At 73.3% G+C, this 25,133-nt stretch carries 23 protein-coding genes; 13 read left to right on the plus strand and 10 right to left on the minus strand.

Annotated features, from left to right (window positions below; translation table 11 throughout):
• The first annotated feature begins 1 nt into the window (after nt 1).
• Nucleotides 2-6,463 (plus strand): thioester reductase domain-containing protein, encoded by a 6,462-nt coding sequence (locus tag AB0M46_RS19215; RefSeq protein ID WP_363337681.1) that lies wholly within the window; start codon nt 2-4, stop codon nt 6,461-6,463.
• Nucleotides 6,460-7,242, plus strand: a complete 783-nt coding sequence (locus tag AB0M46_RS19220; protein ID WP_363337683.1) for an alpha/beta fold hydrolase — start codon at nt 6,460-6,462, stop codon at nt 7,240-7,242. The genes AB0M46_RS19215 and AB0M46_RS19220 overlap by 4 nt, the downstream gene beginning before the upstream one ends.
• A 97-nt stretch (nt 7,243-7,339) precedes the next feature.
• Here the strand turns inward: AB0M46_RS19220 and AB0M46_RS19225 are convergent, their stop codons facing one another.
• Entirely contained in the window at nt 7,340-8,404 is a 1,065-nt protein-coding gene (locus tag AB0M46_RS19225) for a serine hydrolase domain-containing protein (RefSeq protein WP_363337685.1), read from the minus strand.
• A gap of 127 nt (nt 8,405-8,531) precedes the next feature.
• Between AB0M46_RS19225 and AB0M46_RS19230 the strand changes: the two genes are divergently transcribed.
• From AB0M46_RS19230 to AB0M46_RS19245, 4 genes are all read left to right on the plus strand, one after another.
• Complete coding sequence (locus AB0M46_RS19230; RefSeq protein ID WP_363337687.1) at nt 8,532-9,671, plus strand: TIGR03364 family FAD-dependent oxidoreductase; 1,140 nt, start codon at nt 8,532-8,534, stop codon at nt 9,669-9,671.
• Entirely contained in the window at nt 9,665-10,336 is a 672-nt protein-coding gene (locus tag AB0M46_RS19235) for a phosphonatase-like hydrolase (protein ID WP_363337689.1), read from the plus strand. The genes AB0M46_RS19230 and AB0M46_RS19235 overlap by 7 nt, the downstream gene beginning before the upstream one ends.
• A 106-nt stretch (nt 10,337-10,442) precedes the next feature.
• Entirely contained in the window at nt 10,443-11,255 is an 813-nt protein-coding gene (locus AB0M46_RS19240; protein ID WP_363337691.1) for a class I SAM-dependent methyltransferase, read from the plus strand.
• A complete protein-coding gene (locus tag AB0M46_RS19245) occupies nt 11,252-11,428 on the plus strand; it encodes a hypothetical protein (RefSeq protein ID WP_363337692.1) in 177 nt (58 codons plus the stop codon). The genes AB0M46_RS19240 and AB0M46_RS19245 overlap by 4 nt, the downstream gene beginning before the upstream one ends.
• Before the next feature lie 62 nt (nt 11,429-11,490).
• Here the strand turns inward: AB0M46_RS19245 and AB0M46_RS19250 are convergent, their stop codons facing one another.
• The gene (locus tag AB0M46_RS19250) at nt 11,491-13,074 is read right to left on the minus strand and encodes a DUF4132 domain-containing protein (protein ID WP_363337694.1); all 1,584 of its coding nucleotides are present in this window, start codon (nt 13,072-13,074) and stop codon (nt 11,491-11,493) included.
• Nucleotides 13,035-13,808 carry a hypothetical protein gene (locus AB0M46_RS19255; RefSeq protein ID WP_363337696.1) on the minus strand — a complete coding sequence of 258 codons (774 nt, stop codon included), beginning with the start codon at nt 13,806-13,808 and terminating at the stop codon, nt 13,035-13,037. Before AB0M46_RS19255 ends, AB0M46_RS19250 begins: the two co-directional genes overlap by 40 nt.
• 111 nt (nt 13,809-13,919) lie before the next feature.
• On the opposite strand from AB0M46_RS19255, the gene AB0M46_RS19260 reads away from it, so the two are divergent.
• Nucleotides 13,920-14,186 (plus strand): hypothetical protein, encoded by a 267-nt coding sequence (locus AB0M46_RS19260; RefSeq protein WP_363337698.1) that lies wholly within the window; start codon nt 13,920-13,922, stop codon nt 14,184-14,186.
• Between the two features lie 236 nt (nt 14,187-14,422).
• Here AB0M46_RS19260 and AB0M46_RS19265 read toward each other — a convergent pair whose 3' ends face one another.
• The 3 genes from AB0M46_RS19265 to AB0M46_RS19275 all read right to left on the minus strand — a co-directional run bounded on the left by AB0M46_RS19265 (nt 14,423) and on the right by AB0M46_RS19275 (nt 16,871).
• Nucleotides 14,423-15,943, minus strand: coding sequence for a caspase family protein (locus AB0M46_RS19265; protein WP_363337700.1), 1,521 nt, complete (start codon nt 15,941-15,943; stop codon nt 14,423-14,425).
• Complete coding sequence (locus tag AB0M46_RS19270; protein WP_363337702.1) at nt 15,936-16,280, minus strand: hypothetical protein; 345 nt, start codon at nt 16,278-16,280, stop codon at nt 15,936-15,938. Before AB0M46_RS19270 ends, AB0M46_RS19265 begins: the two co-directional genes overlap by 8 nt.
• A gap of 144 nt (nt 16,281-16,424) precedes the next feature.
• Entirely contained in the window at nt 16,425-16,871 is a 447-nt protein-coding gene (locus AB0M46_RS19275; protein WP_363337704.1) for a MarR family transcriptional regulator, read from the minus strand.
• Between the two features lie 69 nt (nt 16,872-16,940).
• Between AB0M46_RS19275 and AB0M46_RS19280 the strand changes: the two genes are divergently transcribed.
• Nucleotides 16,941-17,099: a hypothetical protein gene (locus AB0M46_RS19280; protein WP_363337706.1), complete on the plus strand. Its 159-nt coding sequence runs from the start codon at nt 16,941-16,943 to the stop codon at nt 17,097-17,099.
• A 19-nt stretch (nt 17,100-17,118) separates the two neighbouring features.
• On the opposite strand, the gene AB0M46_RS19285 is transcribed toward AB0M46_RS19280, so the two are convergent.
• Together AB0M46_RS19285 and AB0M46_RS19290 are read right to left on the minus strand one after the other, a co-directional pair.
• Nucleotides 17,119-17,691 (minus strand): hypothetical protein, encoded by a 573-nt coding sequence (locus tag AB0M46_RS19285; protein WP_363337707.1) that lies wholly within the window; start codon nt 17,689-17,691, stop codon nt 17,119-17,121.
• A 54-nt stretch (nt 17,692-17,745) separates the two neighbouring features.
• On the minus strand, nt 17,746-18,426 hold the full coding sequence (locus AB0M46_RS19290) for an NUDIX domain-containing protein (protein ID WP_363337708.1): 681 nt from the start codon (nt 18,424-18,426) through the stop codon (nt 17,746-17,748).
• 158 nt (nt 18,427-18,584) lie between these two features.
• Between AB0M46_RS19290 and AB0M46_RS19295 the strand changes: the two genes are divergently transcribed.
• The 4 genes from AB0M46_RS19295 to AB0M46_RS19310 all read left to right on the plus strand — a co-directional run bounded on the left by AB0M46_RS19295 (nt 18,585) and on the right by AB0M46_RS19310 (nt 22,949).
• Nucleotides 18,585-19,442, plus strand: coding sequence for an oxidoreductase (locus AB0M46_RS19295; RefSeq protein WP_363337709.1), 858 nt, complete (start codon nt 18,585-18,587; stop codon nt 19,440-19,442).
• A 103-nt stretch (nt 19,443-19,545) separates the two neighbouring features.
• Nucleotides 19,546-20,154 (plus strand): PadR family transcriptional regulator, encoded by a 609-nt coding sequence (locus AB0M46_RS19300; RefSeq protein WP_363337711.1) that lies wholly within the window; start codon nt 19,546-19,548, stop codon nt 20,152-20,154.
• A gap of 62 nt (nt 20,155-20,216) precedes the next feature.
• A complete protein-coding gene (locus AB0M46_RS19305) occupies nt 20,217-21,443 on the plus strand; it encodes an NAD(P)/FAD-dependent oxidoreductase (protein WP_363337712.1) in 1,227 nt (408 codons plus the stop codon).
• A 252-nt stretch (nt 21,444-21,695) separates the two neighbouring features.
• Nucleotides 21,696-22,949: an acyltransferase gene (locus tag AB0M46_RS19310; protein ID WP_363337714.1), complete on the plus strand. Its 1,254-nt coding sequence runs from the start codon at nt 21,696-21,698 to the stop codon at nt 22,947-22,949.
• A 61-nt stretch (nt 22,950-23,010) separates the two neighbouring features.
• On the opposite strand, the gene AB0M46_RS19315 is transcribed toward AB0M46_RS19310, so the two are convergent.
• Nucleotides 23,011-23,331, minus strand: coding sequence for an HPF/RaiA family ribosome-associated protein (locus AB0M46_RS19315; protein WP_363337716.1), 321 nt, complete (start codon nt 23,329-23,331; stop codon nt 23,011-23,013).
• Between the two features lie 31 nt (nt 23,332-23,362).
• Nucleotides 23,363-24,205 carry a universal stress protein gene (locus AB0M46_RS19320; RefSeq protein ID WP_363337718.1) on the minus strand — a complete coding sequence of 281 codons (843 nt, stop codon included), beginning with the start codon at nt 24,203-24,205 and terminating at the stop codon, nt 23,363-23,365.
• Between the two features lie 155 nt (nt 24,206-24,360).
• On the opposite strand from AB0M46_RS19320, the gene AB0M46_RS19325 reads away from it, so the two are divergent.
• Nucleotides 24,361-25,133 (plus strand): pyruvate formate lyase family protein (locus tag AB0M46_RS19325; RefSeq protein WP_363337720.1); only part of this gene is annotated, 773 nt, incomplete at its 3' end.

A 25,133-nucleotide genomic window follows, 5' to 3' on the forward strand; every position in this document is an offset into this window, starting at 1 on the left:
CATGTCCAACGACGAGAAGCTGGTCGAGTACCTTCGCTGGGTCACCGCCGACCTACGCCAGGCCCGCACACGCATCGCCGAACTGGAGGCCGCCGACCGGGACACCGTCGCCATCGTCGGCATGTCCTGCCACTTCCCCGGCGCCGCCGACCCCGACGAGCTGTGGCGGGTCGCCGTCGAGGAACGCGACGAGATCACGCCGTTCCCGCACGACCGCGGCTGGGACCTCGACGCGATGTACGACCCGGATCCCGCCAAGGCGGGCCGGATCTACATCCGTGAGGCCGGGTTCGTCGCCACCGCCACCCAGTTCGACGCCGCGTTCTTCGGCATCTCCCCGCGCGAGGCCCTGGCCATGGACCCGCAGCAGCGGATCCTTCTCGAATCCGCGTGGGAGGCGCTGGAGGACGCCGGCATCGACCCGACGAGCCTCGCCGGCAGCCGGACCGGCGTGTTCGCCGGCCTCGTCGAGCAGAGCTACCTCGACCTCGACGTCCCCGCCGAGTTCGAGGGCTACCAGATGACCAGCAAACTCAGCAGCATGGCGTCCGGCCGCATCTCCTACACCCTGGGCCTGCAGGGCCCGGCCGTGTCCGTCGACACCGCGTGCTCCTCGACGCTCGTCGCAGTGCACCTGGCCGCCCAGTCCCTGCGATCCGGCGAGACCACCCTTGCCCTGGCCGGTGCCGCCTACATCGCCGCCCACCCCGGCGGGTACATCGACGGCAGCCGCCAGCGCGGCCTGGCCCCAGACGGCCGGTGCAAGCCGTTCGCCGCGGCCGCCGACGGCATCGGCTGGTCCGAGGGCGCCGGCGTGTTCGTCCTCGAACGGCTCGCCGACGCCAACCGCAACGGCCACCGCGTCCTCGCCGTCATCCGCGGCAGCGCCGTCAACTCCGACGGCGCCTCCAACGGCCTCACCGCCCCCAACGGCCAGGCCCAGGAGCGCGTCATCCGGCAGGCGCTGCAGGCCGCCGGGCTGAGCGCCGCCGACGTCGACGCCGTCGAGGCCCACGGCACCGGCACCCGCCTCGGCGACCCGATCGAAGCCCGGGCGCTGCTGGCCACATACGGCCGGGAGCGCCCGCCCGGCCGGCCGCTGCCGGTCGGCTCGCTGAAGGCCAACGTCGGTCACGCCCAGGCCGCGGCCGGCGTCGGCGGCATCGTCAAGACCGTTCAGGGGCTGCGCCATGGCCTGCTGCCCCGCCTGCTGCACTTCGATGCACCCACGCCGTTCGTCGACTGGGACGCCGGCGACGTCGAGCTGCTCACCGAGACCCGGCCCTGGCCCGAGACCGGCAACCCGCGGCGTGCCGCCGTGTCCGCGTTCGGCGCCAGCGGGACCAACGCCCACCTCATCCTCGAACAGGCACCGCCCAGCGACGCGGACGGGCCGGGCGACGACGCCGACGGGTACCGGGCGGTGCCGCTGCCGTGGCACGTGTCGGCGACGACGCCGGCCGCGCTGCGCGCCCAGGCGGCCCGCCTCGCCGCGCACGTGCGGTCCCTGCCCGGCGACGACCCGCGCGCCCTGCGTGACGCCGCCTACTCGCTGGCCACCACCCGCGCCGCGCTGCGCCACCGCGCCGCCGTCATCGGCACCGGTACCGCCGACGTCCTCGCCGGGCTCGACGCCCTCGCCGCCGGAGAGGAGGCCGCCAACCTCGTCACCGGCACGGCCGGCGAGCCGGGCCGTGTCGTCTACGTCTTCCCCGGCCAGGGCAGCCAGTGGCCGGCCATGGCCGCCGGGCTGCTCGACGCGTCCGAGGTGTTCGCCGACCGGATCGCCGAGTGCGTCAAGGCGTTCGAGCCCTTCGTCGACGTCTCCCTCGACGACGTGCTGCGCGGCGCGCCGGGCGCACCCGGGCTCGACCGGCTCGACGTCGTGCAGGCCGCCCTGTTCGCCATGCACGTGTCCCTCGCCGCGCTCTGGCAGTCCGCCGGGCTGCGCCCCGCCGCCGTCGTCGGCCACTCGCAGGGCGAGATCGCCGCCGCTGTCGTCGCCGGCGCGCTCAGCCTGTCCGACGCCGCCCGGATCATCGCCGTGCGCAGCCGCCTCGCGCGCACCCTCGAAGGCCTCGGCGGCATGGGCGCCGTCGAGATGCCGCGCGCCGAGGTCGAGCGGCGACTCACGCGCTGGGCGGGCCGGCTCACCGTCGCCGTCGAGAACGGGCCAACCGCCGTCCTCGTCGCGGGCGACCGGGACGCCCTCACCGAACTGCTCGCCGAGTGCGCCGCCGAGGGCGCCCGCACCAAGCGGTTCCCCGCCGACTTCCCTTCCCACTCGCCGCAGGTTGAGGCCGTCCGCGACGAGATGCTGGCCGAGCTCGCCGAGGTGCGTCCCCGCGCCGGAACCGTGCCGCTGTACTCGACCGTCACCGGCGCCCTCCTTGACACCGCGACCATGGGCGCCGCCTACTGGTACGGCAACATGCGCAGCCCGGTCGAGTTCGCCGCCACGGTGCGCGCCCTCGCCGAGGCCGAGCACGGCGTCTTCGTCGAGGTCAGCGCACACCCGGTGCTCGTCGGCGCGCTGCGCGGCAGTCTCGGCACCGACGCCGTCGTCACCGGCACCCTGCGCCGCGACGACGGCGGCCCGGCCCGCTTCCACGCCGCGCTCGCCGAGCTGCACACCCGTGGCGTCGCCGTCGACCGCGCCCACCCGTTCGCCGGCACCGGCGCCCGGCCGGTGCGCCTGCCCACGTACGCGTTCCAGCGGGAGCGCTTCTGGTACACCGCTACCGGCCGGGCCCGCGACGCGGCCGACCACCCGCTGCTCGGCGCACCGGTGGTGGTGGCCGGCAGCGACGAGACCGTCTGCACCGCCCGGCTCACCCGCGCCGCGCTGCCCTGGCTGGATGCATGCATGGTGGACGGTACCGCCCTGCTGTCACCGGCCGCGCTGCTGGAGGCGGCCACCGCCGCCGCCGACGCGGCCGGCTGCACCGGCGTCGAGGAGCTGCGCATCGTCGCACCGCCCGTCCTGCCCGCCCGCGGCGCGCTCCAGCTGCAGGTCCGCGTCGGCGCCCCCGACGAGCGCCGGTCGCGCGGCTTCACCGTGCACGCCCGCCCCGACGGGGGCGAGGGCCTGTGGACCCTGTACGCGCAGGGCCGCCTCGGCACCCGTACCCCGCCCGCTGCGGCGCCGCCCTCCACCTGGCCGGGGGAGTGGCCGCCATGCGCCGCCGAGCTCCCGGCCGCCGACGGCTACGACCGCCTTGGCGAGGCCGGCGTCGCGTACGCCCCGGTGCTGCGCGGCGTCACGGCACTGTGGACGACGGTCCCGGACGCCGGGCCGCCGGCCGTGTACGCCGAACTGACGCTCGCCGACGAGCTGCACCCCGAGGCGGCCCGGTACCGCGTCCACCCGGCCCTGCTCGACGCCGTGCTCCAGTCGGTCCAGCTCGCCGATCCCGGCGCGCCGCGGACCGTCGCTGGCTGGCGCGGCTGGCAGGTGCGCTCCACCGGCGCCGTCGCGCTGCGGGCGGCGCTCACCCGGCTGCGTGAGGACGCCTGGTCGGCCGTGCTCACCGACCGCTCCGGCGCCGTCGTCGCCACCCTTGACGAGGCCGTCCTCACCGCCGTCGACGCCGCTGCCGTCGCGCGGGCCGGCGCCCGCGACCACGACGCGCTGCTGTGCATGGACTGGACCCCGGTCGAGCCGGCCCCGCCCGCCGCACCCCTCGCCTGGGCCGTGATCCCGGAGGGCGCGCCCGACGATCCCGAGCAGCTGCGCGTCGCCGTCGCCGCGGCGGCTGCTGCCGGCGCGGCGCGCTACGACTGCCGCTCCGGGCAGCCGGGCGGCGCCGCGACCGCGGAGGACACCCGCATCCACACGCGCCGGGTCCTCGCCTTGGTGCTGGCGTGGCTCGCCGAGCCGGCCGCCGCCGACACGCCACTGGTGTTCGTCACCTCCGGCGCGGTCGCCGCCGACGCCCCGGTCACCGATCCCGCCGCCGCGGCCGTGTGGGGGCAGGTCCGCTCGGCGCAGTCGGAGAACCCGGAGCGGTTCGTGCTCGCGGACCTCGACGCCGGTTCCGGCGCCGCCGGCGGGCCGCTTGACGCTGCGGTCGGCGCCGGCGTCGACCAGTGCGCCATCCGCGACGGCCGGGTGCTGCTGCCCCGCCTGCGCCGCATGCCCGCCCTGCCGTCTGCGCCGGGCGCACCCGCCTGGCGGTCCGGCGGCACCGTGCTCATCACCGGCGGCACCGGTACCCTCGGCGCGCTCTTCGCCCGGCATCTCGTCACCGTCCACGGCGTCACCGACCTCGTCCTCACCAGCCGTCGCGGCCCCGCCGCCCCCGGCGCGGACGCGCTCGCCGCCGAGCTGCACTCGCTCGGCGGCGGTGGCGTCACCGTCACCATCGCCGCCTGCGACGCCGGTGACCGTGACGCCCTCGCCGCAGTCCTCGCCGCCATCCCCGCCGACCGGCCGCTCGCGGGCGTCATCCACGCCGCCGGCACCATCGACGACCGGCTCATCACCGACGTCACCCCGCAACGGCTCGACAGCGTCCTGCGCCCGAAGGCGGTCTCGGCGTGGCACCTGCACGAGCTCACCCGCGACGCGGACCTCACCGCGTTCGTCACGTTCTCCTCGCTCGCCGGCACCATCGGCGGCGCCGGCCAGTCCAGCTACGCCGCGGCCAACACGTTCCTCGACGCCCTCGCCGAGCACCGCCACGGCCTCGGCCTGCCCGCGACCTCCATCGCGTGGGGCGTATGGGCGACCAGCGGCGCCACCGGCGACCTGAGCGCCGCCGACATCGAGCGCATCGCCCGGGCCGGCTTCCCGCCCATCGGTACCGACCGGGGCCGGGGCATGCTCGACGTCGCCATCGCCACCGGGCATCCGGTCGCCGTCGCAGCCCCGCTCGACCTCACCGCGCTGCGCGGCCAGCCGCAGCCCGCCGTGGTCCTCGCCGCGCTGCTCGGCGCGCCGCAACGGGCAAAGGCCCGCAACGACGCCACGGCGGGGCGCTCCCTCGCCGACGACCTCGCCGGGCTCGACGACGGCGACCGCTGCGACCGCATCGCCGCGATCGTGCGTACCGAGGTCAGCGCCGTGCTCGGCCATGCCGATCCCGCCGGCATCGATGCCGATCAGCACTTCACCGACCTCGGCTTCGACTCGCTGACGGGCGTGGAGTTCCGCAACCGGCTCGCGGCCCGTGTGGGGCTGCGGCTGCCGACCACGTTCGTGTTCGACCATCCCAGCGTCACCGCCGTCACCACGTACCTCGACGGCGAGCTGCGCGGTGCCGCCGTAGCCGCCGACCCGGCGCGCGAGCTCACCGCCGTCCTGGCCGCCGACACCGTCCTCGCCGACGACATCCGCCCGGCCGCCGAGGTGCACACCGTCGCCGTGGACCCGGGCCGCGTCCTGCTCACCGGTGCCACCGGATTCCTCGGCGCGTACCTGCTGCGCGACCTGCTGCGGCACACCGGTGCGACCGTGTCCTGCCTGGTGCGGGCCGCCGACATCGACGCGGCACGCGAACGGCTGCGGGCCAACCTCAGGTGGTACGACATCTGGAAAGAAATCGACGAAAGTCGAGTTGATGTGGTCGTGGGGGATCTCGCCGCGCCGAGCCTGGGGCTGAGCGACGAACGGTTCGACGAGCTGGCCCGCACCGTCGACGCCGTCTATCACGTCGGCGCTGCCGTCAACTGGGTGCAGCCCTACGCCACCGTCCGCGCCGCCAACGTGCTCGGCACCGTGGAGCTCCTGCGCCTGGCCGCCGCGCACCGCACCGTGCCCGTCCACTACGTGTCCACACTCGGCGTCTACGTCGGGCGCGACACCGGCGGCGCCGGGCTGCGCGTCGGCGACCCCACCGGCCCCGGCCACACGCTGCCCACCGGGTACACGCAGAGCAAGTGGGTCGCCGAACAGCTCATCGGCGTCGCGCAGGAGCGCGGGCTGCCGGTGACGGTGTACCGCGTCGATCTCATCGCCGGCGACGAGACCACCGGCGCCTGCCAGAGTCGCGACTTCGTGTGGCTGGCCCTCAAGGGCATGCTGCAGGCCGGCGCCGAGCCCGGCCCGATCCCGGTGCGATTCCGGCTCATGCCGGTCACCTACTGCAGCGCCGCGATCCTGCACGTGTCCCGTCAGGCCGGCACCGCCGGCGGCACGTTCCACGTCGCCAACCACAGCGACCTCGGGCTCGCCGACATGCTCGACGAGCTGCGCGCCTACGGCTACCGTCTCGACGAGCGCGACGCCGACGCGTGGCGCGCCGCGATCGCCGCCGATCCCGACAACGCGCTCGTACCGCTGCTGGACGCGTTCGAGGTGATGACTGCCGCACCCGAGCGGTTCTACCCGCCGGTCGACGACCGGGAGACCGCCGAGGCGCTGGCCGGCAGCGGGATTGTCTGCCCGCCCGCGACCCGCGAGCTGTTCCGCCGGCACGTCGACTTCTTCGTCAAGCGCGGCTACTTCCCCGATGCGTCATGACCAATCGTTGGGTGCGCCGGCTGGTTCCGGCGCCGCATGCGCCCGTCGCCCTTGCCTGTCTGCCGCACGCCGGCGGCTCGGCGTCGGCGTTCTTCACCCTCGCTCGGGAGCTCGCACTGGCCGTCGAGGTGCTGGCCATCCAGTACCCCGGCCGGCAGGACCGGCTCGCCGAGGCGCCCGTCGACGACCTCGACGACCTCGCGCGCCTGGTCGGCGACGCGCTTGCGCCGTGGCGGGACCGGCCGCTGGCCCTCTTCGGGCACAGCATGGGCGCCACCGTCGGGTTTGAGATCGCCGCCCGGTTCGAGCGCGAGGGAGCCATGCCGCTCGGCCTCTTCGCGTCCGCGGCCAAGGCGCCCTCCCGGCACGGCGGGAAGGCCGTGCACATGCTCCGTGATGCCGAACTCGTCGCCGAGCTGAACATCCTCGCCGGGGGCAGCAGCGCGCCGCTGCGTGACCCCGAACTCGTGAGGATGGTGCTGCCAGCGGTGCGCAACGACTACAAGGCCCTGGAGACATACCCGGGCAGCACCGGCGCGGTGCGGTGCCCCGTTGTGTCCATCGTCGGCGATGCGGACCCACGGGTGAGCATCACCGACGCCCAGGCGTGGGCGTCGCACGCCCGCGGCCCGTTCTCCGTGCGGGTGTTGCCCGGCGGGCACTTCTACCTCGACCGCGACCCGGCCGGCCTCGCGTCGTTGCTCGTCGAACGGATCGCCGCGTGGACGCGAGCACCGGCGGTGCACGCGCCCGGCGGCGACCCGCTGCGGTCGGCGTGAGCCTTACCAGGCATCCGTCTGCGGCCCTGGCGGCGAGCACGGCGCACCGCCGGGGCCGCGTCGGGGTGCAGGGCCGGTCGTGGGCGCCGTCGGCCGGTCAGGTCAGGCAGGCCTCGACGGCGTCGTAGAGGGCGTTGCCGCGGTCGTGGCTCGCCAGGCGGCGGGTCACGTAGGCCATCCGGTAGCCGCCCGGGTCGGCGAGTAGCCCGCCGGCCGAGGAGCCGCCGATGCCGCCCATGCCGACCCAGTCCCCGTCGCGCCGCCAGCCCAGCGTCCACACGGCGTCCTCCTCGAGCAGCCGGTCGCGGCCCACGGCCTGCGGGCCCAGCGCCTCGGCGAGCAGGGCGGCGGGCAGCAGGGCCGGCAGCGCCTGGTACAGCCCGGCCAGCCCGCGCGCGGTGGTGTGCAGGTTCACGGCCGGCAGCTCGCCGCGGCGCCAGGCGTCGCCGTTGAGCACCGCGGGGTCGAGCAGGCCGGCGGGGTTGCCCAGCGCCCGGGCCCACAGCTCGCCGCGGTCGTGCACCGCGTGCCGCGCCCAGTCCGGGGTGGCGTGCTCGACCTCGGCGCAGCGGGCAACGTCCTCGGTGGACAGTCCGAAGTGGACGTCGTGGCCGAGGCCGCGGACCACCTCGCCGACCGTCTCGCCGGTCGCGCCGCGCAGGATGGCGCCGAGGATGTTGCCGTACGTCAGGGCGTGCTCGCCGGCCGCGGTCCCCGGCGCCCACTCCAGCGGGCTGGCGAAGACGGCGGCGGTGCAGCGCGGCCAGTCCAGCGCCTCGGCGGGGGTGAGCGGCTCGGCGATGGCGGGCAGGCCGAGCTGGTGCGCGAGCGCGTGCCGCACCGTGCCGTGCGGGTCGGCGAAGGCCGGCCAGTAGCGGGCCACCGGCTCGTCGAGGCCGATCCGGCCGTCGGCGACCCGGGTCAGCACGGCCAGGGCGGCCACCGGCTTGCCGGCGGAGAAGACGGTGACGAGCGTGTCGCGGGCCCAGGGCCGGGTGCGGGCCGCGTCGGCCCAGCCGCCCCACAGGTCGGCGACGAGGCGCCCGCCGGCGTAGGCGGCGACCGCCGCGCCGGTCTCCTCGCCCGACTCGATGAGGCCGCGGAAGGTCTCCCGGACCGGTTCGAAGCCGGGGGCCACGATGCCTTGCACGAGGTCGTCCACGGGGCGTCACAGTACCTGCCACCTGGCGCAGTACAAACGGGAAATGAACACCGGGGAGCGCGTCTTGGCTTCGTGGGATGTCGCGTCTAGGTTAAAGGTCCGAACCAATTCACGTAGCGGAGGATCCGTGCGGATCGTCATCGTCGGCGGCGGGGTGCTCGGCACCATGCACGCCTGGCACGCCGTGCGGCGCGGCCACGACGTCGTCCACCTGGAGCGTGAGGCCGAGGCCCGCGGCGCCTCGGTGCGCAACTTCGGCCTGGTCTGGGTCTCCGGCCGATCGAGCGGGCCGGAGCTGGCCACCGCGCTGCGGGCCCGGCAGCTGTGGGAGGAGATCGGCGCCGAGGTGCCGGGCGTGGGCTTCCGCGGCAACGGCTCGCTGACCCTCGTGCGCACCGACGCCGAGTGGCTCGTGGCCGAGGCGGCGGCCGCCGCCCCCGACGCCGCCGAGCGCGGCTGGCGGCTGCTGGACGCCGAACAGGTCCGCGCGGTGAACCCGGCCCTGCGCGGCGACTTCCTCGGCGGCCTGCACTGCGCGCTCGACGGTGCCGTGGAGTCCCGGGTCGCGCTGCCCGCGCTGCGCGCCGCGCTCGCCGTCGGGCCGGCCCGCTGCAGCGCTTCGCGCGAGCCTGGCCGCTACACCTGGCTGCCCGGCCGGGAGGTGCGCGCCGTCGGCGCCGGCTCGGTGCGCGACGACACCGGCGAGGTCCACGGCGCCGACGCGGTCGTGCTGGCCACCGGGGCCGCGCTGGGCGGCCTGGTGAAGGAGCTGGCCGGGCCGGTCCCGGTGCGCCGGGTCTGGCTGCAGATGGCCCAGACGGCGCCGCTGGGCGAGCCGCTGGCCACCTCCGTCGCGGACGCCGACAGCTTCCGGTACTACCCGGCGTACGACACGCAACGCCTCCGGATCGAGCAGCCGCAGCCGCCGGTCGCCGCCGAGCACGGCATGCAGCTGCTCATGGTCCAGCGCCTCGACGGCGGGCTGACCATCGGCGACACCCACGCCTATGCCGAGCCATTCCCGTTCGACGAGGTCGAGGCGCCGTACGACCACCTCGTCGAGGTCGCCTCCGCCGTGCTGGGCCGCCCCCTGCCGCGCATCGAGCGGCGCTGGAACGGGGTGTACGCCCAGTGCCTCGACCCCGCCGCGGTGGCCTACCGGTCCGAGGTCGCGCCGGGCGTGCACCTGGTGACCGGCCCGGGCGGCCGCGGCATGACCTGTTCCCCCGCCATCGCCGAGCAGACCGCCGAGGAGCTGTCGTGGTAAGTCTCGTGGTCCTGGACATGGCCGGCACCACCGTGCAGGACGGCGGCCTCGTGGAGCGCGCGTTCACCGCCGCCATCGGTGAGCAGGGGGTGCACCCTGGCGACCCGGCCTACGACGCCATGCTCGCCCACGTGCGGGCCACCATGGGCGAGTCGAAGATCAGCGTCTTCCGCCACCTGCTGGGCGGCGACGAGGCGGCCGCGCGGGCCGGCAACGCCGCCTTCGAGCGCGCGTACGCCGACCTGGTCGACGAGGGCCACTGCGCCCCGATCGAGGGCGCCGCCGAGGTCATCGGCGCCCTGCGCGAGGCCGGCATCAAGGTCGCCCTGACCACCGGCTTCTCCCGGGACACCGCGGACCGCATCCTCGCCGCCCTGGGCTGGAAGGACATCGCCGACCTGACCCTCGTGCCGGCCGAGGCCGGCCGCGGCCGCCCCTTCCCGGACCTCGTGCTCGCCGCGGTGCTCCGCCTCGACATCGAGGACGTGCGGGCGGTGGCGACGGCGGGTGACACGACATACGACGTGCTGTGCGGCCTGCGCGCCGGCGCCGGGATCGCCGCGGGCGTGCTCACCGGCGCCCACGACGAGGCGGCCCTGCGCGAGGCGGGCGCCACCCACGTGCTGGCGTCCGTGCGCGACCTCCCGGCGGCGATCGGCCGCTGAATCACCGGCGAGGCATCCACTTGTACCGCAAGGTCGGCCGGTGCGGTACTGGATAAATGTTCGTTTTTGTGGTATGATGTCGGAATCTTCGGCCTAGCGTGGCCGGGTGACCGACATCAGCCGCACGGCTCTCATGGCCGCCGCCGCCCGCGCCGCCCACCTCATCGTCGACGACGAACCCCACGTGTTCTCGGACCCGCTCGCCGCGCCACTGCTCGGGGAGCGGGCTGAGGAACTGCTCGCCTACCACCGCCTGCACGGGGAGCACCCGGTGCTCGCCGGGGCGCGGGCCCAGGTCGTGTGCCGCAGCCGCTTCGCCGAGGACACGCTGCACGCGTCCGGGCACACCCAGTACGTGCTGCTCGGCGCGGGCCTCGACAGCTACGCCCACCGTGCCGCCGGCCCGGAGGTGCGGGTGTTCGAGGCCGACCGGGCCGCCACGCAGGAGTACAAGCGCGACGCGGTCCGGTCGGCCGGGCTCGGCGGTGCCGTGCAGTACGTCGCCGTCGACTTCGAGCGGGACGACCTCGTCACGCGGCTCGCGGCGCACGGGTTCGACCCGTCGCTGCCCGCGGTCGTGGCCTGGCTCGGCGTGACCATGTACCTCACCCCGTCGTCGGTGGCGCGGACCGTCGCCGCCGTGGCCCGGCTCGCCCCCGGCAGCATCCTGGTGCTCGACCACATGGTGCCCGAGGCCGACCGCGACGCGGCCGCCGGCGCCTACGTCGCGGCGGTCGGCCCGCTCAACGCCTCGCACGGCGAGCCTTGGCTGTCGTTCTTCTCGCCGGCCGGGATGGCCGGGGTGTTGTCCGGCTTCGCCACGGACCACGTCTCGCAGGAGCAACTGCTGGGCGATCGCACCGACGCGCTGCGGCCGTCCAACCTGACGTGGATCACGCGCGGCACACTTAGAAGATGACGATCGTCGTCACGTCGTCCGGGCCGGGTGGCGTCGGCGCCTCGGCGGCGGCCCGCGCCAGCGGCACCCGCCGGGTGATCAGCCCGGCCAGCCAGTCCGGGTCGGCCGCTTGGCGTGCAGCAGTGATCGGCCCTGCCCGGGAACTCGGCCCCCTGCGAGGGCGGCACGAATAGCGAGCGCAGCTGTGCGTGCGGCCATGCCACGACGTGCGCGGGCTGTCCGGGCGGTGCGTTGCTCAGCCGATCTGACGCAGGATCGACGGGTCGGTGATGCGGTGGTCGTCGGCCAGCAGCAACGCCTTGGAGAGCACCACGGCAAGCATCTCGTCGCCGTCGAACGGGATGAACCGGACACCGGTCGGCTTCGTGCTCCGCGCCGGCACGATGCACAGGTACTGGTCGTTGGGCGACATCAGGATGTTGCCGCTGCCGACGTGGATTCGGTAGATGTGCTTTCGGCCGTCGACGACCAGGTAGTTGCCGTCGAGCCGGGCCCGGTCCCGGATCTTCAGCTTCGGCAGCAGATGTTCGAGGACCTGCCGGCGTACCTGCCCGTTCGCGCTCAGGTTGCCGAACGCACTGTGCTGCCAGTAGGCGAAGCGGCGGTCCTCGCCGCGATCTGCCCAGGCCGGGTCGGTCGCGATGGAGGTCACCCCGATGAACAGGTCGATGTCGCGCATTGCTTCGGAAAACACCACCGGGGGAACCTCGGCCAGCGGTACCGTCTCGCGGGTGCGGCCTCGGGCCCGCTGGAACTGCACCTGGTCGGTGGTGCAGTACTGCACCACGTCACCGCCTCCGTCGTCGCCGGCCTGCTGGTGGAAGAACACCGCCCGCAGCCCGTGGACCGGAAAGTCGCGCTTGGCTTCGCCGTCGTAACCGCCGTCCCAGCCGCCGAGGTAGTTGGTTGCCCACCGCCGCTGCTTCATCAACGCGAACGCCTGCTGGTAGCGCAGTACATGCGCGGCGAACCGGTTGGAGTACAGGCGGGTCTGCTCCTCGGCGGGCGTCAGCAGATAGACCTCGCGGAACGCCTGCTTGAACGGCTGGACCAGCTCGCGGGCCATGATGTGCGTGCGCCACGCGTGGACCTCCTGCGGGTCGGCGTTGACGGGGTGCCAGACCCCGATCCGCGCCCCGTCCCCCGGCTCGATGACCTGGCCGCCGGCAAGCGTGAACCGGCCGCCCGCGGCGGGTAACGCCGCCACGCTCCGGTCGCCTTCGGTGACCGTCCACAGCAGCCGGTTGGCGAGGCTGCCGGTCACCGGATGGTCGCCGTAGCGCTGCCGCCACGTGTTCAGCGGCCACTCGCGTTGCTCGGCGAGCAGGTCCTCGAGCCGGTCCCGCTCGCCGGCGACCAGCTTCTTCAGCTCAGCTGTGTCGCGTTTGAGCTCGGCGACCAGCGCCGGATCGGCCGATTCCGGGGGCTTGGCGGTCTGTGCGCCGCCGTGCTCCCAGACCAGCCGTACCTTCCCGTGATCATCGAGCGTGAGCACGGCGGTCACGTCGCCACTGCTGACCCGGCGCTCCCCCTGACGGTCGAGACCGGCGGCAGGGATGGTCTGCTCGGTGAGCTCCGACCGGCTGATACCGGCGTTGGCGGCGGCCTCGTCGAGGGCGGCCGCGATCTGGGTGAGGTCGCCACGGTCACGGGTGGCCCGCTGGAGCCGGACCAGCGCGGCGATCGCGTCGGCGTCGGCACGCCGGCCGAGTACCGCGAAGCACGCGTTGAGCACCTTCGTCTCGGGTCGCGTCGCGTGCAGCGCCAGCACCAACGGCGTCAGCCATGGTTCGCCGGCCACCAGCGCGGCCCACAGCAACCCCCGGACCAGATCCTCGAGCCGATCCGCAGCAGCGCCCGGGTCCCCCAGAACTCGGTCTCGGCGGGCTCGCAGGTGTGCGCCAGCTCGAGCAGCTCACGCACCAGCGCCACCACCCCCGGCCGACCGGCCAGCAGCTCGCCGGTCCGCTTGAGCCAGGACTTGGTCGGGCGGGGACCCGAAGGAATGGTCGCGGCGTGGGTCAGCACGTCCGAGACGACATCCACGTCGGCTGTCACCACCGAAAGACACTCGAGCGCCGCCTGGCTCCAGCCGTCCTCGACATGGAGCATGCCGGTCCGGACACCGGCCCGGGCGGTACCGGCCGATTCGATGAGCAACGCGAGCCGCAGCCGCAGCCGTGCCCGTTCGCTGGGCTCGTGCGGGTTGGCGTCGATTCGTTCCAGCGCGTGCCGGATGTGGTTCACGCACCCGCTGCGCTCAACCACGTCGAGCCGTTCGGCGGCGTTGACCGCGGCCTTGAGCACGGTGATGACGGTCTGCCCCGTCGCGGAGCGGGCCAGATCAAACAACAACCCGGCATCGGCCGCGGTCCACGGCAGTGCCCGCCGGTTCAGATCGGCGAGCAGCCGGCCACCGCCCCAGGCCCAGCCGCGGTAGGCCGATGCCCGCTCCACCAGCACGACACACAGCGAGAGAGCCCGGTCGTCGTTCAGCGTCGGCAGCACCTCCCGGCGCAGACGGTCAAGGGCCGCGTCGTCGTCGAGACGCACGCCCCGGACAGGCGGAGCCTACCGCCAGCCAGTGAAGATCACGCCTGTGTTGCTGCGTCTGGAAACCGGCGCACTCTTGCGATTCGGCGATACATTGGCGAGCATCATTGTATGACTTTGCTGCTGCGTCGCCTCGCATTGGTATCCGCAATTGGCGTAGGTTCGCTCGTGCTGGCGCCGGTCACGCCGGCTGCCGCGTACAGTGCGTGTGCGGCCGGCACGATGTGCGGCTGGCTCTTCTACTCCGACGCCGCGCGCACCCACCAGCAGGGCGGGCACACCACGAACTGTCAGGGCGTCGTCCTCGACTGGGGCATCAAAGCTGGCTACTCCACTTATATCGTGCAGAGCTGCGGGGATGGCCCCGGCCCGGTGTGACGCCAGGCCGGCCGTGACCCGGCTCCCGCCGAGTGCTCCGACGCCGGCCGTGTGCTCGCGGCGGCGGTGACCGAATGGGCCGAGCGGCACATCGACGCCGCTCGAACGGCATACACATCACGCCGGTCCCGGCGCTCGAGCCCGCGGACGGCGTGCGAAGCAGCCCTCAGGTCGTCGTCTTCACCACGTCCGGCCGCAGGCGGCGCAGCACCTCGTCGGCCGGGTCGTGGCCGGCTTCAACTGATCACGCGCTGCACCGTGGAGGCCACGTCCGCCTTGTTCCAGCGGACCGCGGCGAGCACCACCTTGCTGTCCTCCCACAGGGCCATGCCACGCAATGCCTCGACCGTCGCGATCACGCTGCCTGCGGACGCATTCGCGCCGACCACGGCCAGCAGCGTGTCGGCGAAGTCGGGGAGCCCGGCGGACTGCAGTCCCTGGACGACCTCGACGACAACCGCGGCGGGCCGCTCGCATCCGACGCCGCCGAGGACCGTGACGACGTCCGTGTCGCGTTCCAGGGTGTGCAGGGCCCGCACTGCCGCGACGATCACCACCGGTGACCGGTGCGTGCCGACTTCGAGGAGCACCTCGTTGGCGGAGTAGTCCTTCCCGGCCAGCCGAAGCCCGTCGACTTCGGCGACGAGTTCGGTCAGTCGTTGCCAGCGGGCAGCGGCAATGATCCCCTCGGGACTGCCGAACGGGCCGGGCCGCTGGGGCAGGGCGGGCGCGGAGGACTGCAGGCTGCGCATCATGGGCCGCTCGGGAGCGGGCGGGGGCGGCGGTTGCGGGTCGCTCGGCTCATCCGGATCAACGGTTCGCCCGCCGCCGGCCATGAAGATCTTGGCCGCTTCGGCGAGGGTCTCCGTCGAGTGCAGCCTGGCATTGGCCGTCCTGGCGTCCTCTTCCCGGACCCTGGGGTCGGAGTAGATGTCGTCCATGTAGAGGCCGCGGAGGTCGAAGCGGCGCGCGCCGCTGAGGCTCGTGGCGTCGTGCTCGGGCGTATACGCACGGTTGACGGCGAAGATGAAGTTGTCCGCCGTGCCGATGACCCGCCGCTTCGGCAGCGGCTTGCGCGCCTGTGCGAGCCGGTGTTCGAGGTGCCGGTAGATCGTGCTGAGGTTGAGACCCTCAGGTTCGCCCGCGATGCCCTCGTCGACGATCTCGGTGAGGTGCTTGGTGAAGTACGTCATCGGCGCGGGTCCCTCCTGCTCGAACCAGGCGCTGTTGTAGGCGCCACTCGCGGCCAGGATGTAGGCGCCCGTGCCTCCGGTCAGGCCGATGAGGTCGGGGGATGCCGACAAGGTGCCGTCCCGGCCGACGGCGAGTCCGGCGAAGCAGCAGTCCAGGATGACGATCTTGACCTTCGCGTCGCTCATGGTCAGGGCGCTGCGTACGGCGTCGAAGGTAAGGCTCGTTGTCGCGATGCGTTCGGTCTGGGTCCGGGAGTCGACCAGGCCGAGGCAGAGTTCGTCGCGGAAGTCGATCTGGCCGTGGCCGACGTAGTAGAACAGCGCGATGTCGGTCGCGTCGCAGTACTGCTCGACCAGTTGGTCCGGGATATCGCCGGGTTTGCGCTCGTCAAGCAGGACTGTGACCCGATCCGGCTGCCAGCCGCACTGCGGCCCGGTGAGCAGCCGGCTCATGCTGGCAAGGCTGTTCGCCGCGGCGTCCACCGGGCGCAGGTGGGTGTAGGCCGACGTGCCGATCAGGATCGCCCGGGACCTCGAATAGTCGGTCGTGCGCCGCTCAGTCATCGAGCAGGCGCTTCAGCAGAGGAAGCACGTCATCGACGTTGGTCGCATCGAGGACGAAGGGCTCGCCCCGGTACGTGGTCTCGATGCGAACGCCGGAGCGGCGCGACCGCAGGAATTCTGGCAGCGTCTTGATCGCCGCGACGAGGCCGCTGCTGCTGGCGAGGAGGACCAGCACGCCAAGGGCGCCCAGTTCGCCGGGATCCGGTGTCCCCGGCCTGGTCGTCACCCGGACACCCGGCTGATCGCGAATCCAGTCCCGCAGGTGCGATGCCTGAGTGGGATCGGAGATCGCCAGCTCGAGTGTTACCAATTCGGACACGTCATCTTCCTGCGCCATACCAAGATCTCCTCTGGATTTGCGCCAGCGTGGAATCAAGCGTATCGCTCGAAGAAAAGCCCGAACCATTTATGAGGGTCGTCACCATTGGTTCGCAAATGGAGGTTGGTGCCTTCACCGCCGCTCTCGCAGCGCGGGTAACCCTCAGGTCGTTGTCTTCTCGATCACCTTGGTGAGTTCCGCGTGCAGGTGGAGCAGTTGCTCCACCGGCATGCCGAGCCGCTCCACGACGGCCGGCGGGATGCGCTCGGCGTCGGCCCGCAGCAGCTTGCCCGCCTCGGTGAGGGTGACCTCGAGCACCCGCTCGTCGTGCGGTGCCCGCCGCCGGTCGACGTACCCCGCGGATTCGAGCCGCTTGAGCAGGGGCGACAGCGTGCCCGGGTCGAGCTGCAGGAGCCGGCTGAGGTCCTTGACCGACAGCGTCGAGTGCTGCCACAGCGCCAGCATCACGAGGTACTGCGGGTGCGTCAGCCCCATCGGCTCCAGCAGCGGCCGATAGAGCGCGATCACGTTGCGCGACGCCACCGCCAGGGCGAAGCAGACCTGATGCTCCAGCGCGAGCGGGTCGGTGGGTGCTGCGTTCTCGGCCACGTGTGCCATACTAGCGATACCCCAATGGTTGGTACACCAACGATTAGACCACTAACGAGGAGGGTGGCCGTGTTCGGTTTTAAGCGTCGCGCCAAGAAGGACCGCGTGGGCAACTTCTTCTTCCGGATCTTCGGCCCGGCCACCGTCGAGGGAGCCATCCAGGGGTGGAGCAAGGAGGCGCAGGACCAGTACAAGCAGATGCGCGCCGCCCAGCGCCGCGCCTCCTGACGCCGGTCGCAGGGCGCGGCTAGCGCTGCCGGCGCCGGGCGGCCTCCTGCAGCAACGCCAGCCGGGTGGCCCCGGCGGCGACGACGGCGAGCGCCGTGCGCCACACCGTGACCCCGAACTCCACGGTCGTGACGTGCCCGGTCCCGAACCGTCCCGCCACCCCGTCCAGCCCCGGCATGCTCACGAGCAGCGCCAGGATCGCCACCGCCGCCATGGCGGGCGCGATCCAGGCCGACCGCGGCCGCTCGAACGTCGCCCAGGCCCCGCCGATGAGCACCGCCGTGGACGTGATCAGCACCATCGCCATCACCACCGTGACCGGCCGGTGCCCGTCGAGGTGACTGGCCCCGTGCAACGCCCACCCACTCCACTGCTCCCCGCCCCGCTGCAGCAGCGTGGCCGTGCCCCCGAGATCGGTGGCCACGGTGACCGTGTTGTCCTCCCGCGCCCACGGCAACGCCAGCGCGAACAGCGCCCCGAGTGCCCCGACGAGCGCCACCACCCGGCTGCCGGTCCCGGCAGCAGAGGCCTGAACCACGGGCGCGGCGGTCTCCTCGGCCGGCCCGGCAGTGGCCTCCTGCGGTGCGCTCATGCCCGTAGACCGTAGCGGGATCGCGCCAGCCCCGTCACTCGCCCCGACCGCCGGTTAGTCCTCGTGGTCGTCCGGGCTGATGCGCAGCATCGGCGGGACGAGGAACTCGGCCGGGCCGCGGGTGAAGAGGCGGGCCGGGCGGCCCCGCTCGCCCGCCGTCGTGCGGCCCGTCGGGGTGACGAAGCCCGGCGTCTTGCTGACCTTGCGGTGGAAGTTGCGCAGGTCGAGCGGGGTGGCCCACACCGCCTCGTAGACCTGGCGCAGCTCGGCGATGGTGAACTCCGGCGGGCAGAACGCGGTGGCCAGTGGGGAGTACTCCAGCTTGGCCCGGGCCCGCTCCACCCCGCCGGCCAGGATCCGCGCGTGGTCGAAGGCCAGCGGCGGCAGGGACGCGAAGGGGCGCCACTCGGCCGCGGCGGCGTCGCTGCCGGCCCGCGGGGCCGGGGCGTCGGGGAGCAGGGCCAGGTAGGCGACCGTGACCACGCGGCCGCGCGGGTCGCGGTCCGGTGCTCCGTAGGTGCCCAGCTGCTCCAGGTGGCCGGCGCCGCCCACGCCCGTCTCCTCCTCCAGCTCGCGCGCGGCCGCGTGGAGGAGGTCCTCGTGCTGCAGGACGGAGCCGCCGGGGAGGGCGTAGTCGCCCTCGAACGGCGCGGCGGCGCGGCGGATCAGCAGTACCGACAACGCGGCATCGCGGATCGTGAGCACCACGAGGTCGACGGTCACGGTGAAGGTCATGTCTTTATCACCACATTGACAAGAAAGGCTCGGCGTTTATATCGCCGTGGTGACGATAACTCATGGGCAGGGACAGCGAGGAGTTGTCCTGGGGGCAGCGAGGGACGATCGGGGTCGAGGGCCGACGGCTCAATCTCGTCGTGTGCAACAGTGCATGCGTGAACACGTTCCCGCTCGGCAAGCGCAAGGTCCATCGCGTCGGGTTCGGCGCCATGCAGCTGCCCGGCCGTGGCGCCTTCGGCCCGCCGCGCGACCGGGCGGAGGCCCTCGCGGTGGTGCGCCGCGCGGTCGACCTGGGCGTCGACCACATCGACACGGCGCAGTACTACGGGCCCGACGTCGCCAACGAGATCCTGCGCAGCGCCCTGTACCCGTACCCGAGCCAGCTCGCGCTCGTCAGCAAGGTCGGCGCGAAGCGCGGCAAGAAGGGCGCGTGGCTGCCCGCGCAGACCCCGGAGGAACTGCGCGCCGGGGTGCTGGACAACCTGCGGTCCCTGGGCGTCGAGCGGCTGCACGCGGTCAACCTGCGCATCCACTCGAAGTCCGCGCCCGGGGTGCTCGCCGAGCAGCTCGACGCCATGGTCGCGATGCGCGACGAGGGGCTCTTCGAGGGCATCGGGATGAGCAACGTCGACGAGGAGCAGCTGCGCCAGGCCCTCGGGCGCACCGCGATCGTCTGCGTGCAGAACCCGTTCAACCTCGTCGACCAGCAGTCCCGGCCGGTGCTGGACCTGTGCCTGGAGCGGGGCATCGCGTTCGTGCCGTTCTTCCCGCTGGGGGCGGCGTTCGGGCGGGAGCGGGTGCTCGGTCACCCGCAGGTAAAGGCGATCGCCGAGCGGCTCGACATCACGCCCGCCCAGGTGGCGCTGGCCTGGGTGCTCGCCGTCGCGCCCAACACGCTGCTCATCCCGGGCACGGCGTCGCTGGAGCACCTGGAGGAGAACGTGGCCGCCGGCCGGCTCACGCTGGACGACGAGGCGCGGACCGCCCTGGGCCTGCCGGCGGCATCGGCGTGACGAGCTTTGACGCCGGGTCGTGCAGGAGTCGGGAGCGCCGGTGCCGGGCCGGGCGGGAGCCGGGAGCGGCGGCGTGGGACGGCGGCGGGCCGGGGGTGGCGGCGTGAAGCGGCGTCAGGTGTCCAACCTGCTGGCCCTGGCCGTGCTGGCGTATCTCAGCCGTGCGCCGATGCACCCGTACGAGCTGTCCAAGACGCTGCGCAGCTACGGCGACGCGCGCAGCATCAAGTTCAACCACGGGTCGCTGTACATGGTGGTGCAGCAACTGGCCAAGGCCGGCTTCGTGGCCGAGCAGGAGGTCAACCGGGAGGGGGCGCGGCCGGAGCGCACCGTCTACGGCATCACCGACGCCGGCCGCGCGGAGCTGCACGACTGGCTGCGCGAGCTGGTCGGGCAGCCGCAGCACGAGTACCCGGCGTTCGTCTCCGCCCTGTCCATGGTCTCCGCGCTGACCCCGGGCGAGGTGGTCACGCTGCTGCGGGAGCGGCTGGCGGGCCTGGAGGCGCAGCGGGCCGAGGCCGCCGAGGTCATCGACAAGTCCCAGGCGGAAGGGGTGCACCCGCTGTTCCTGATCGAGGAGTCGTACCGCCTGCGCCTGCTCGACGCCGAGCAGTCCTTCGTCGAGGAGTTCATCGCCAAGATCTGCGACCCGCAGGAGGGTTGGGGCCCGATGTGGGCGACCGCGCACGGCGCGGAGTTCAGCACTGAATAGTTGACTCTGACTAGTCGCTCCTGGATAGTTACCATCAACTACTCCAGAGAGCGGGGCTGGCCATGGCCGGGATCCACAACGCGATCGTCATCGGGGGCGGGATCGGCGGGCCGGTGGCCGCGATGGCGCTGCAGAAGGCGGGCATCGAGGCGACGGTCTACGAGGCATACGACGGCACGGCGGACGGGGTCGGCGGCGCCCTGAGCATTGCCCCGAACGGCCGCACCGCCCTCGCTGCGATCGACGCCGGGCTGGAGGCGGCGGTGGCCGCGGCCGGCCGGCCGATGCGCGGGATGGTCATGCAGAGCTGGACCGGCAAGCGGCTCGGCGAGTTCGGCGACATCCCCGGCCTGCCCGGGCAGCTGCTGGTGTGGCGCTCCGAGCTGTACCGCACCCTCTACACCGAGGCCGTGCGGCGCGGGGTGCGCATCGAGCACGGCAAGCGCCTGACCGGTCTGACCGACGACGCCGCCGAGGGCCGGGTCGTGGCCCGCTTCGCCGACGGCACCACCGCCGCCGCGGACGTCCTCGCCGGCGCCGACGGCATCCGCTCCACCGTGCGCCGCCTCGTCGACCCGTCCGCCCCGCAGCCCCGCTACGCCGGCCTGCTCGGCTTCGGCGCCCGCTGCGGCGGCGAAGGCCTCGAGGACACGGTGGGCAAGATGCACCTGGTCTTCGGCAAGCGCGCCTTCTTCGGCTACGTCGCCGCGCCCGACGAAAGCGGCTGGTTCGCCAACCTCCCGCACCGGACCCCGATGAGCGCCGCCGAGGCCAAGGCGGTCGGCGCGCAGGAGTGGCTGCGCCGCCTGGCCGAGGTGTTCGCCGAGGACCGCACCCCGGCGGCGCGGATGATCCGCCGCACCGCCCCCGAGGCCCTGGTCATCACGGGCGGGCTGGAGGACATCCCGAGCGTCCCCGTGTGGCATTCCGGCCGGGTCGTACTGCTCGGAGACGCCGCCCACCCCACGTCCCCGAGCTCGGGCCAGGGCGCCTCCCTCGCCATGGAGAGCGGCGTGCAGCTGGCCCGCTGCCTGCGCGACCTGCCCGTGCCGCAGGCGTTCGCCGCCTACGAGAGCCTGCGCCGGGAGCGGGTGGAGCGCATCATCAGGATGGCCGCCCGCACCAACAGCGACAAGGCCGCCGGGCCGGTCGCCCGGGTGCTGCGCGACCTGCTCATGCCGCTGGCGATGCGCTTCGCCGACCCCGCCAAGTTCACCTGGCAGTTCGACCACCCGATCGACTGGGCGGCCCGGGTCGCCGCGCCCGAGAGCGTCGCCCTGCCGGCCTGACCGCTCCCCGCAGCCGCGGAGCGGGCCTGAAGCCGGTCAACGCGCGGCAGGCGCCGCGGGACATCGCCAAGACCTGCGCGTGCGGTAGCGTGACCTGACCCGTCACCGGCAGTTGCCCGCGGATCCCTACGGCCGTATCGGTAATGTGACCCTCAGCTGCTTCCCAGCCGCGGCGCCGATCTCTAGGCTCTTCCGGGTCCGTCGCGGCCGGCGGCACGCTTTGTCCGATTCGTTCGTGCTGTTGAGGTGGACATGCCAGTAGTGCGACGCCTGTTCGCGGGCACCTCGCTGGAGTCCGCGTACTCCGGCCGGGACAACGCGTTCAACTTCATGCGCCTGTGCTTCGCGCTGCTCGTCATCGTCGGCCACGCCGCCATCCTCGGCTGGGGCCCGGGCCGCGAGCCGGTCCACATCCCCTTCGACACGGGCGGCGTGGCGGTCACCGGCTTCTTCGGCCTGTCCGGCTTCCTGATCTCGTACAGCGGCCGCCGCAGCAGCCCGCTGCGCTACATCTGGCACCGCGCGCTGCGCATCTTCCCCGGCTACTGGGTGTGCCTGGCCGCGACCGCGTTCGTGCTGGCCCCGCTGCTGTTCTGGCACGAGCACGGCACCCTGTCGGGCTTCCGCAGCGCCGGCCCGGGCCCGCTCGGGTACATCTACCACAACTTCCTGACCGACCAGCAGCAGGGCGACGTCGCCCGCGTGACGAGCGTGGCGCCGTACCCGAACGCCCTCAACGGCTCGCTGTGGACGCTCAAGTCCGAGCTCACCTGCTACCTGCTGGTCCTGGTGCTGGCGGTGACCATGATCCTGCGCCGCGCCCGCTGGGTCGTGCTGCTGCTGGGCGCCGCCATGTTCTCCGTCATCGTGTACGACACGTTCCGCGACCCCGTCGTCCCCGGCCCGATCGCCGACGTCGCCGCGATCACGCTCCCGATCCTGGGCACCTACTCGCTGTTCTACCTCTGGGCCTTCGGCCTGGCGTTCGTCCTGGGCATGATCGCCGACGTCTACCGCGACAAGATCCCGCTCAACGACACGCTGGGCGTGACCGCGCTGGTGCTGTCGCTGCTGTCGCTGTACCTGGACCTGCCCCTCTTCGGCCCGTGCATCGTCGCCTACGTCTACCTGCTGCTCTGGGCCGGCGTCCGCCTCCCGAAGGTCCTGCGCAAGATCGGCCGCCGCAACGACTACTCCTACGGCGTCTACATCTACGCCTTCCCGGCCCAGCAGGCCCTGGCCATCCTGGGCGTACCGCGCTTCGGCTGGACGTTCTACCTGTTGACCTCGGTCGTGGCCGCCCTGATCCTGGCCGTGTGCTCGTGGTACCTGGTGGAGAAGCCCGCCCTGCGGGCCAAGCACTGGACCCCGGGCCGGCGCGCCAAGCCCAGCGCCGACATCCCGGCCTCCGAACTGCCCCCGGCGGCCGACCCGTCCCAGCGGCCGGCGCCGGCCCACGTCCCGGCCCCGCGCACCCCCGAAACGGTGGAGTCCGAGCCCGCCTGACCCGTCCCCGACGCGCCGCCGGCCACCGTGGCGGACCACGGTGACCAGCGGCGCGCGCGGCTCAGTGGGCGTGGGTCGGGTGCTCGCGGTCGAGGCGGGCCTGGAGCCGGTCCTGCAGCAGGTCCAGCGCCTCGTACGGAGTATCCGCGCACGCCTCGGCGTGCAGCACCCGCCCGTTGAGGTCGACCTCGCCGCGAGCCGTCACCGGGCGGTCCGCGGCGGGATTGCGCGTCTGGTCCAGGCGGACCCGGGCGAAGAGGATCGGGCGGGCGGTGTGGCCCAGGACCGCAGCGATCTTGTCCCGGGCGTACTGCTGGACGCCGGCCCCCATGCCGGGCGCCAGCTGCACGTTGACCTCGACCTCGCGGTGCGTACGAGTCATCGTCGCTCTTCCCTTCCAGACGGTTGCACGGTTACTCCGCCGCCGCGTGCGCGATCAGCACCGGGCACTCGGCGTGGTGCATGAGCTGCTGGCCGACCGAGCCGAGCAGCAGGCCGGCGAAGCCGCCATGGCCGCGGCTGCCGACCACGACGAGCCGGGCCGTGTGCGAGACGCCGATGAGGACCTTCGCCGCCCGCCCCGGCGCGACCAGCGCCTCGACCTTGACGTCCGGGTACCGGACCCGCCACGGGGCCAGGGACTCCTCCAACGCCGCCCGCTCGTGCGCCACGACCACGTCCGCCGGCAGCGCGGCCTGGCTCGGCGTCGGGTAGGCCCGGATCGCGACCAGCTCGGCGTCGCGGGCCCGGGCCGCGTCGAACGCGAGGCCCAGCGCGACGTCGCTGGAGGCCGAGCCGTCCACGCCCACCGCCACCGGGCCGTCGGCGGCGGCCGAGCGGCCGCGGACCACGGCCACCGGCACCCCGGCATGCGTGGCCACCTGCTGGCTGACCGAGCCCATCAGCAGGTTGGTCAGGCCGCCGGCCCCGCGGTTGCCCACGACCAGCAGCCGGGTACCGCCGGAGCCGAACTCCAGCAGCGTCGTAGCCGGCGGCGCGTCGACGGCCACGCCGGTCACGTCGATGCCGGTGCCCCGCTCGCGGACCCGCTCCACGATCTCGGCGACCAGCTCCTCGCCCGCCTCCCGGACGGCCTCGAACTGCTCGGCCGCGGCGGCGTAGTACGCCCCGGGGAACGCAACCTGGTAGGCGTCGACGATGTACAGCCGATCGCCGGTCCGCTCCGCCTCGGCGGCTGCCCACTCGACCGCCCACCGGGCCTCGTCCGAGCCGTCATAGCCGACGACGATCCTCATGGCATCCTCCTCGAAGCGATTCCTATACCCAGCCTCGGTCCACAACCGGCGAACCGGCAGGGCCCATCGGCGGGGAACGGCCGGGACTTCCGGCCCTGCCCGTCCAGCCCCCGCGCGACGAGGCTTGTATCGAGGCCAACGCATCAGGAGGAGCGATGAGCGCGACCACTGTTTCCGCCGAGACCGGACTCGTCGCCTGGCGCGGCTTTCGCGGTGGCCGGTGGCGCGACGAGGTCGACGTCGCCGGCTTCGTGCGTGCCAACGTCCGGCCGTACGAGGGCGACGGGGGCTTCCTCGCCGGCCCGACCGAGCGGACCCAGCACGTGTGGGGCGTGCTGACCGGCATGTTCCCGGCCGAGCGGGAGCGTGGCGTCTACGACGTCGACGCGCGCACGCCGGCCGGTATCACCGCCCACGCGCCCGGGTACATCGACCGCGAGCACGAGCTGATTGTCGGGCTGCAGACGGATGCGCCGCTGCGGCGGGCCATCATGCCGTTCGGTGGGCTGCGCATGGTGGAGAACGGGCTGCGTGCCTACGGCTATGAGCTGGACCCGGCGGTCAAGGAGATCTTCACGCGGTACCGCAAGACCCACAACGCCGCGGTGTTCGACGCCTATACGCCGCAGATCCTGGCCGCGCGGAAGGCCCATGTCATCACTGGCCTGCCCGACGCCTACGGCCGTGGCCGGATCATCGGTGACTACCGGCGCGTCGCGCTGTACGGCGTGGACTTCCTCGTCGAGGCGAAGCGGCGCGACAAGGCGTCGCTGGACCACCACGCCGCGAGCCCCGACGTGGTGCGCGACCGCGAGGAACTCGCCGAGCAGTTGCGCGCCCTTGGAGAGCTCAAGGCGATGGCGGCCTCCTACGGGTACGACATCTCGAAGCCGGCCCGGACCGCGCGGGAGGCGATCCAGTGGCTGTA

This window comes from Dactylosporangium sp. NPDC051485, assembly GCF_040682015.1.
GTDB lineage: Bacteria > Actinomycetota > Actinomycetes > Mycobacteriales > Micromonosporaceae > Dactylosporangium.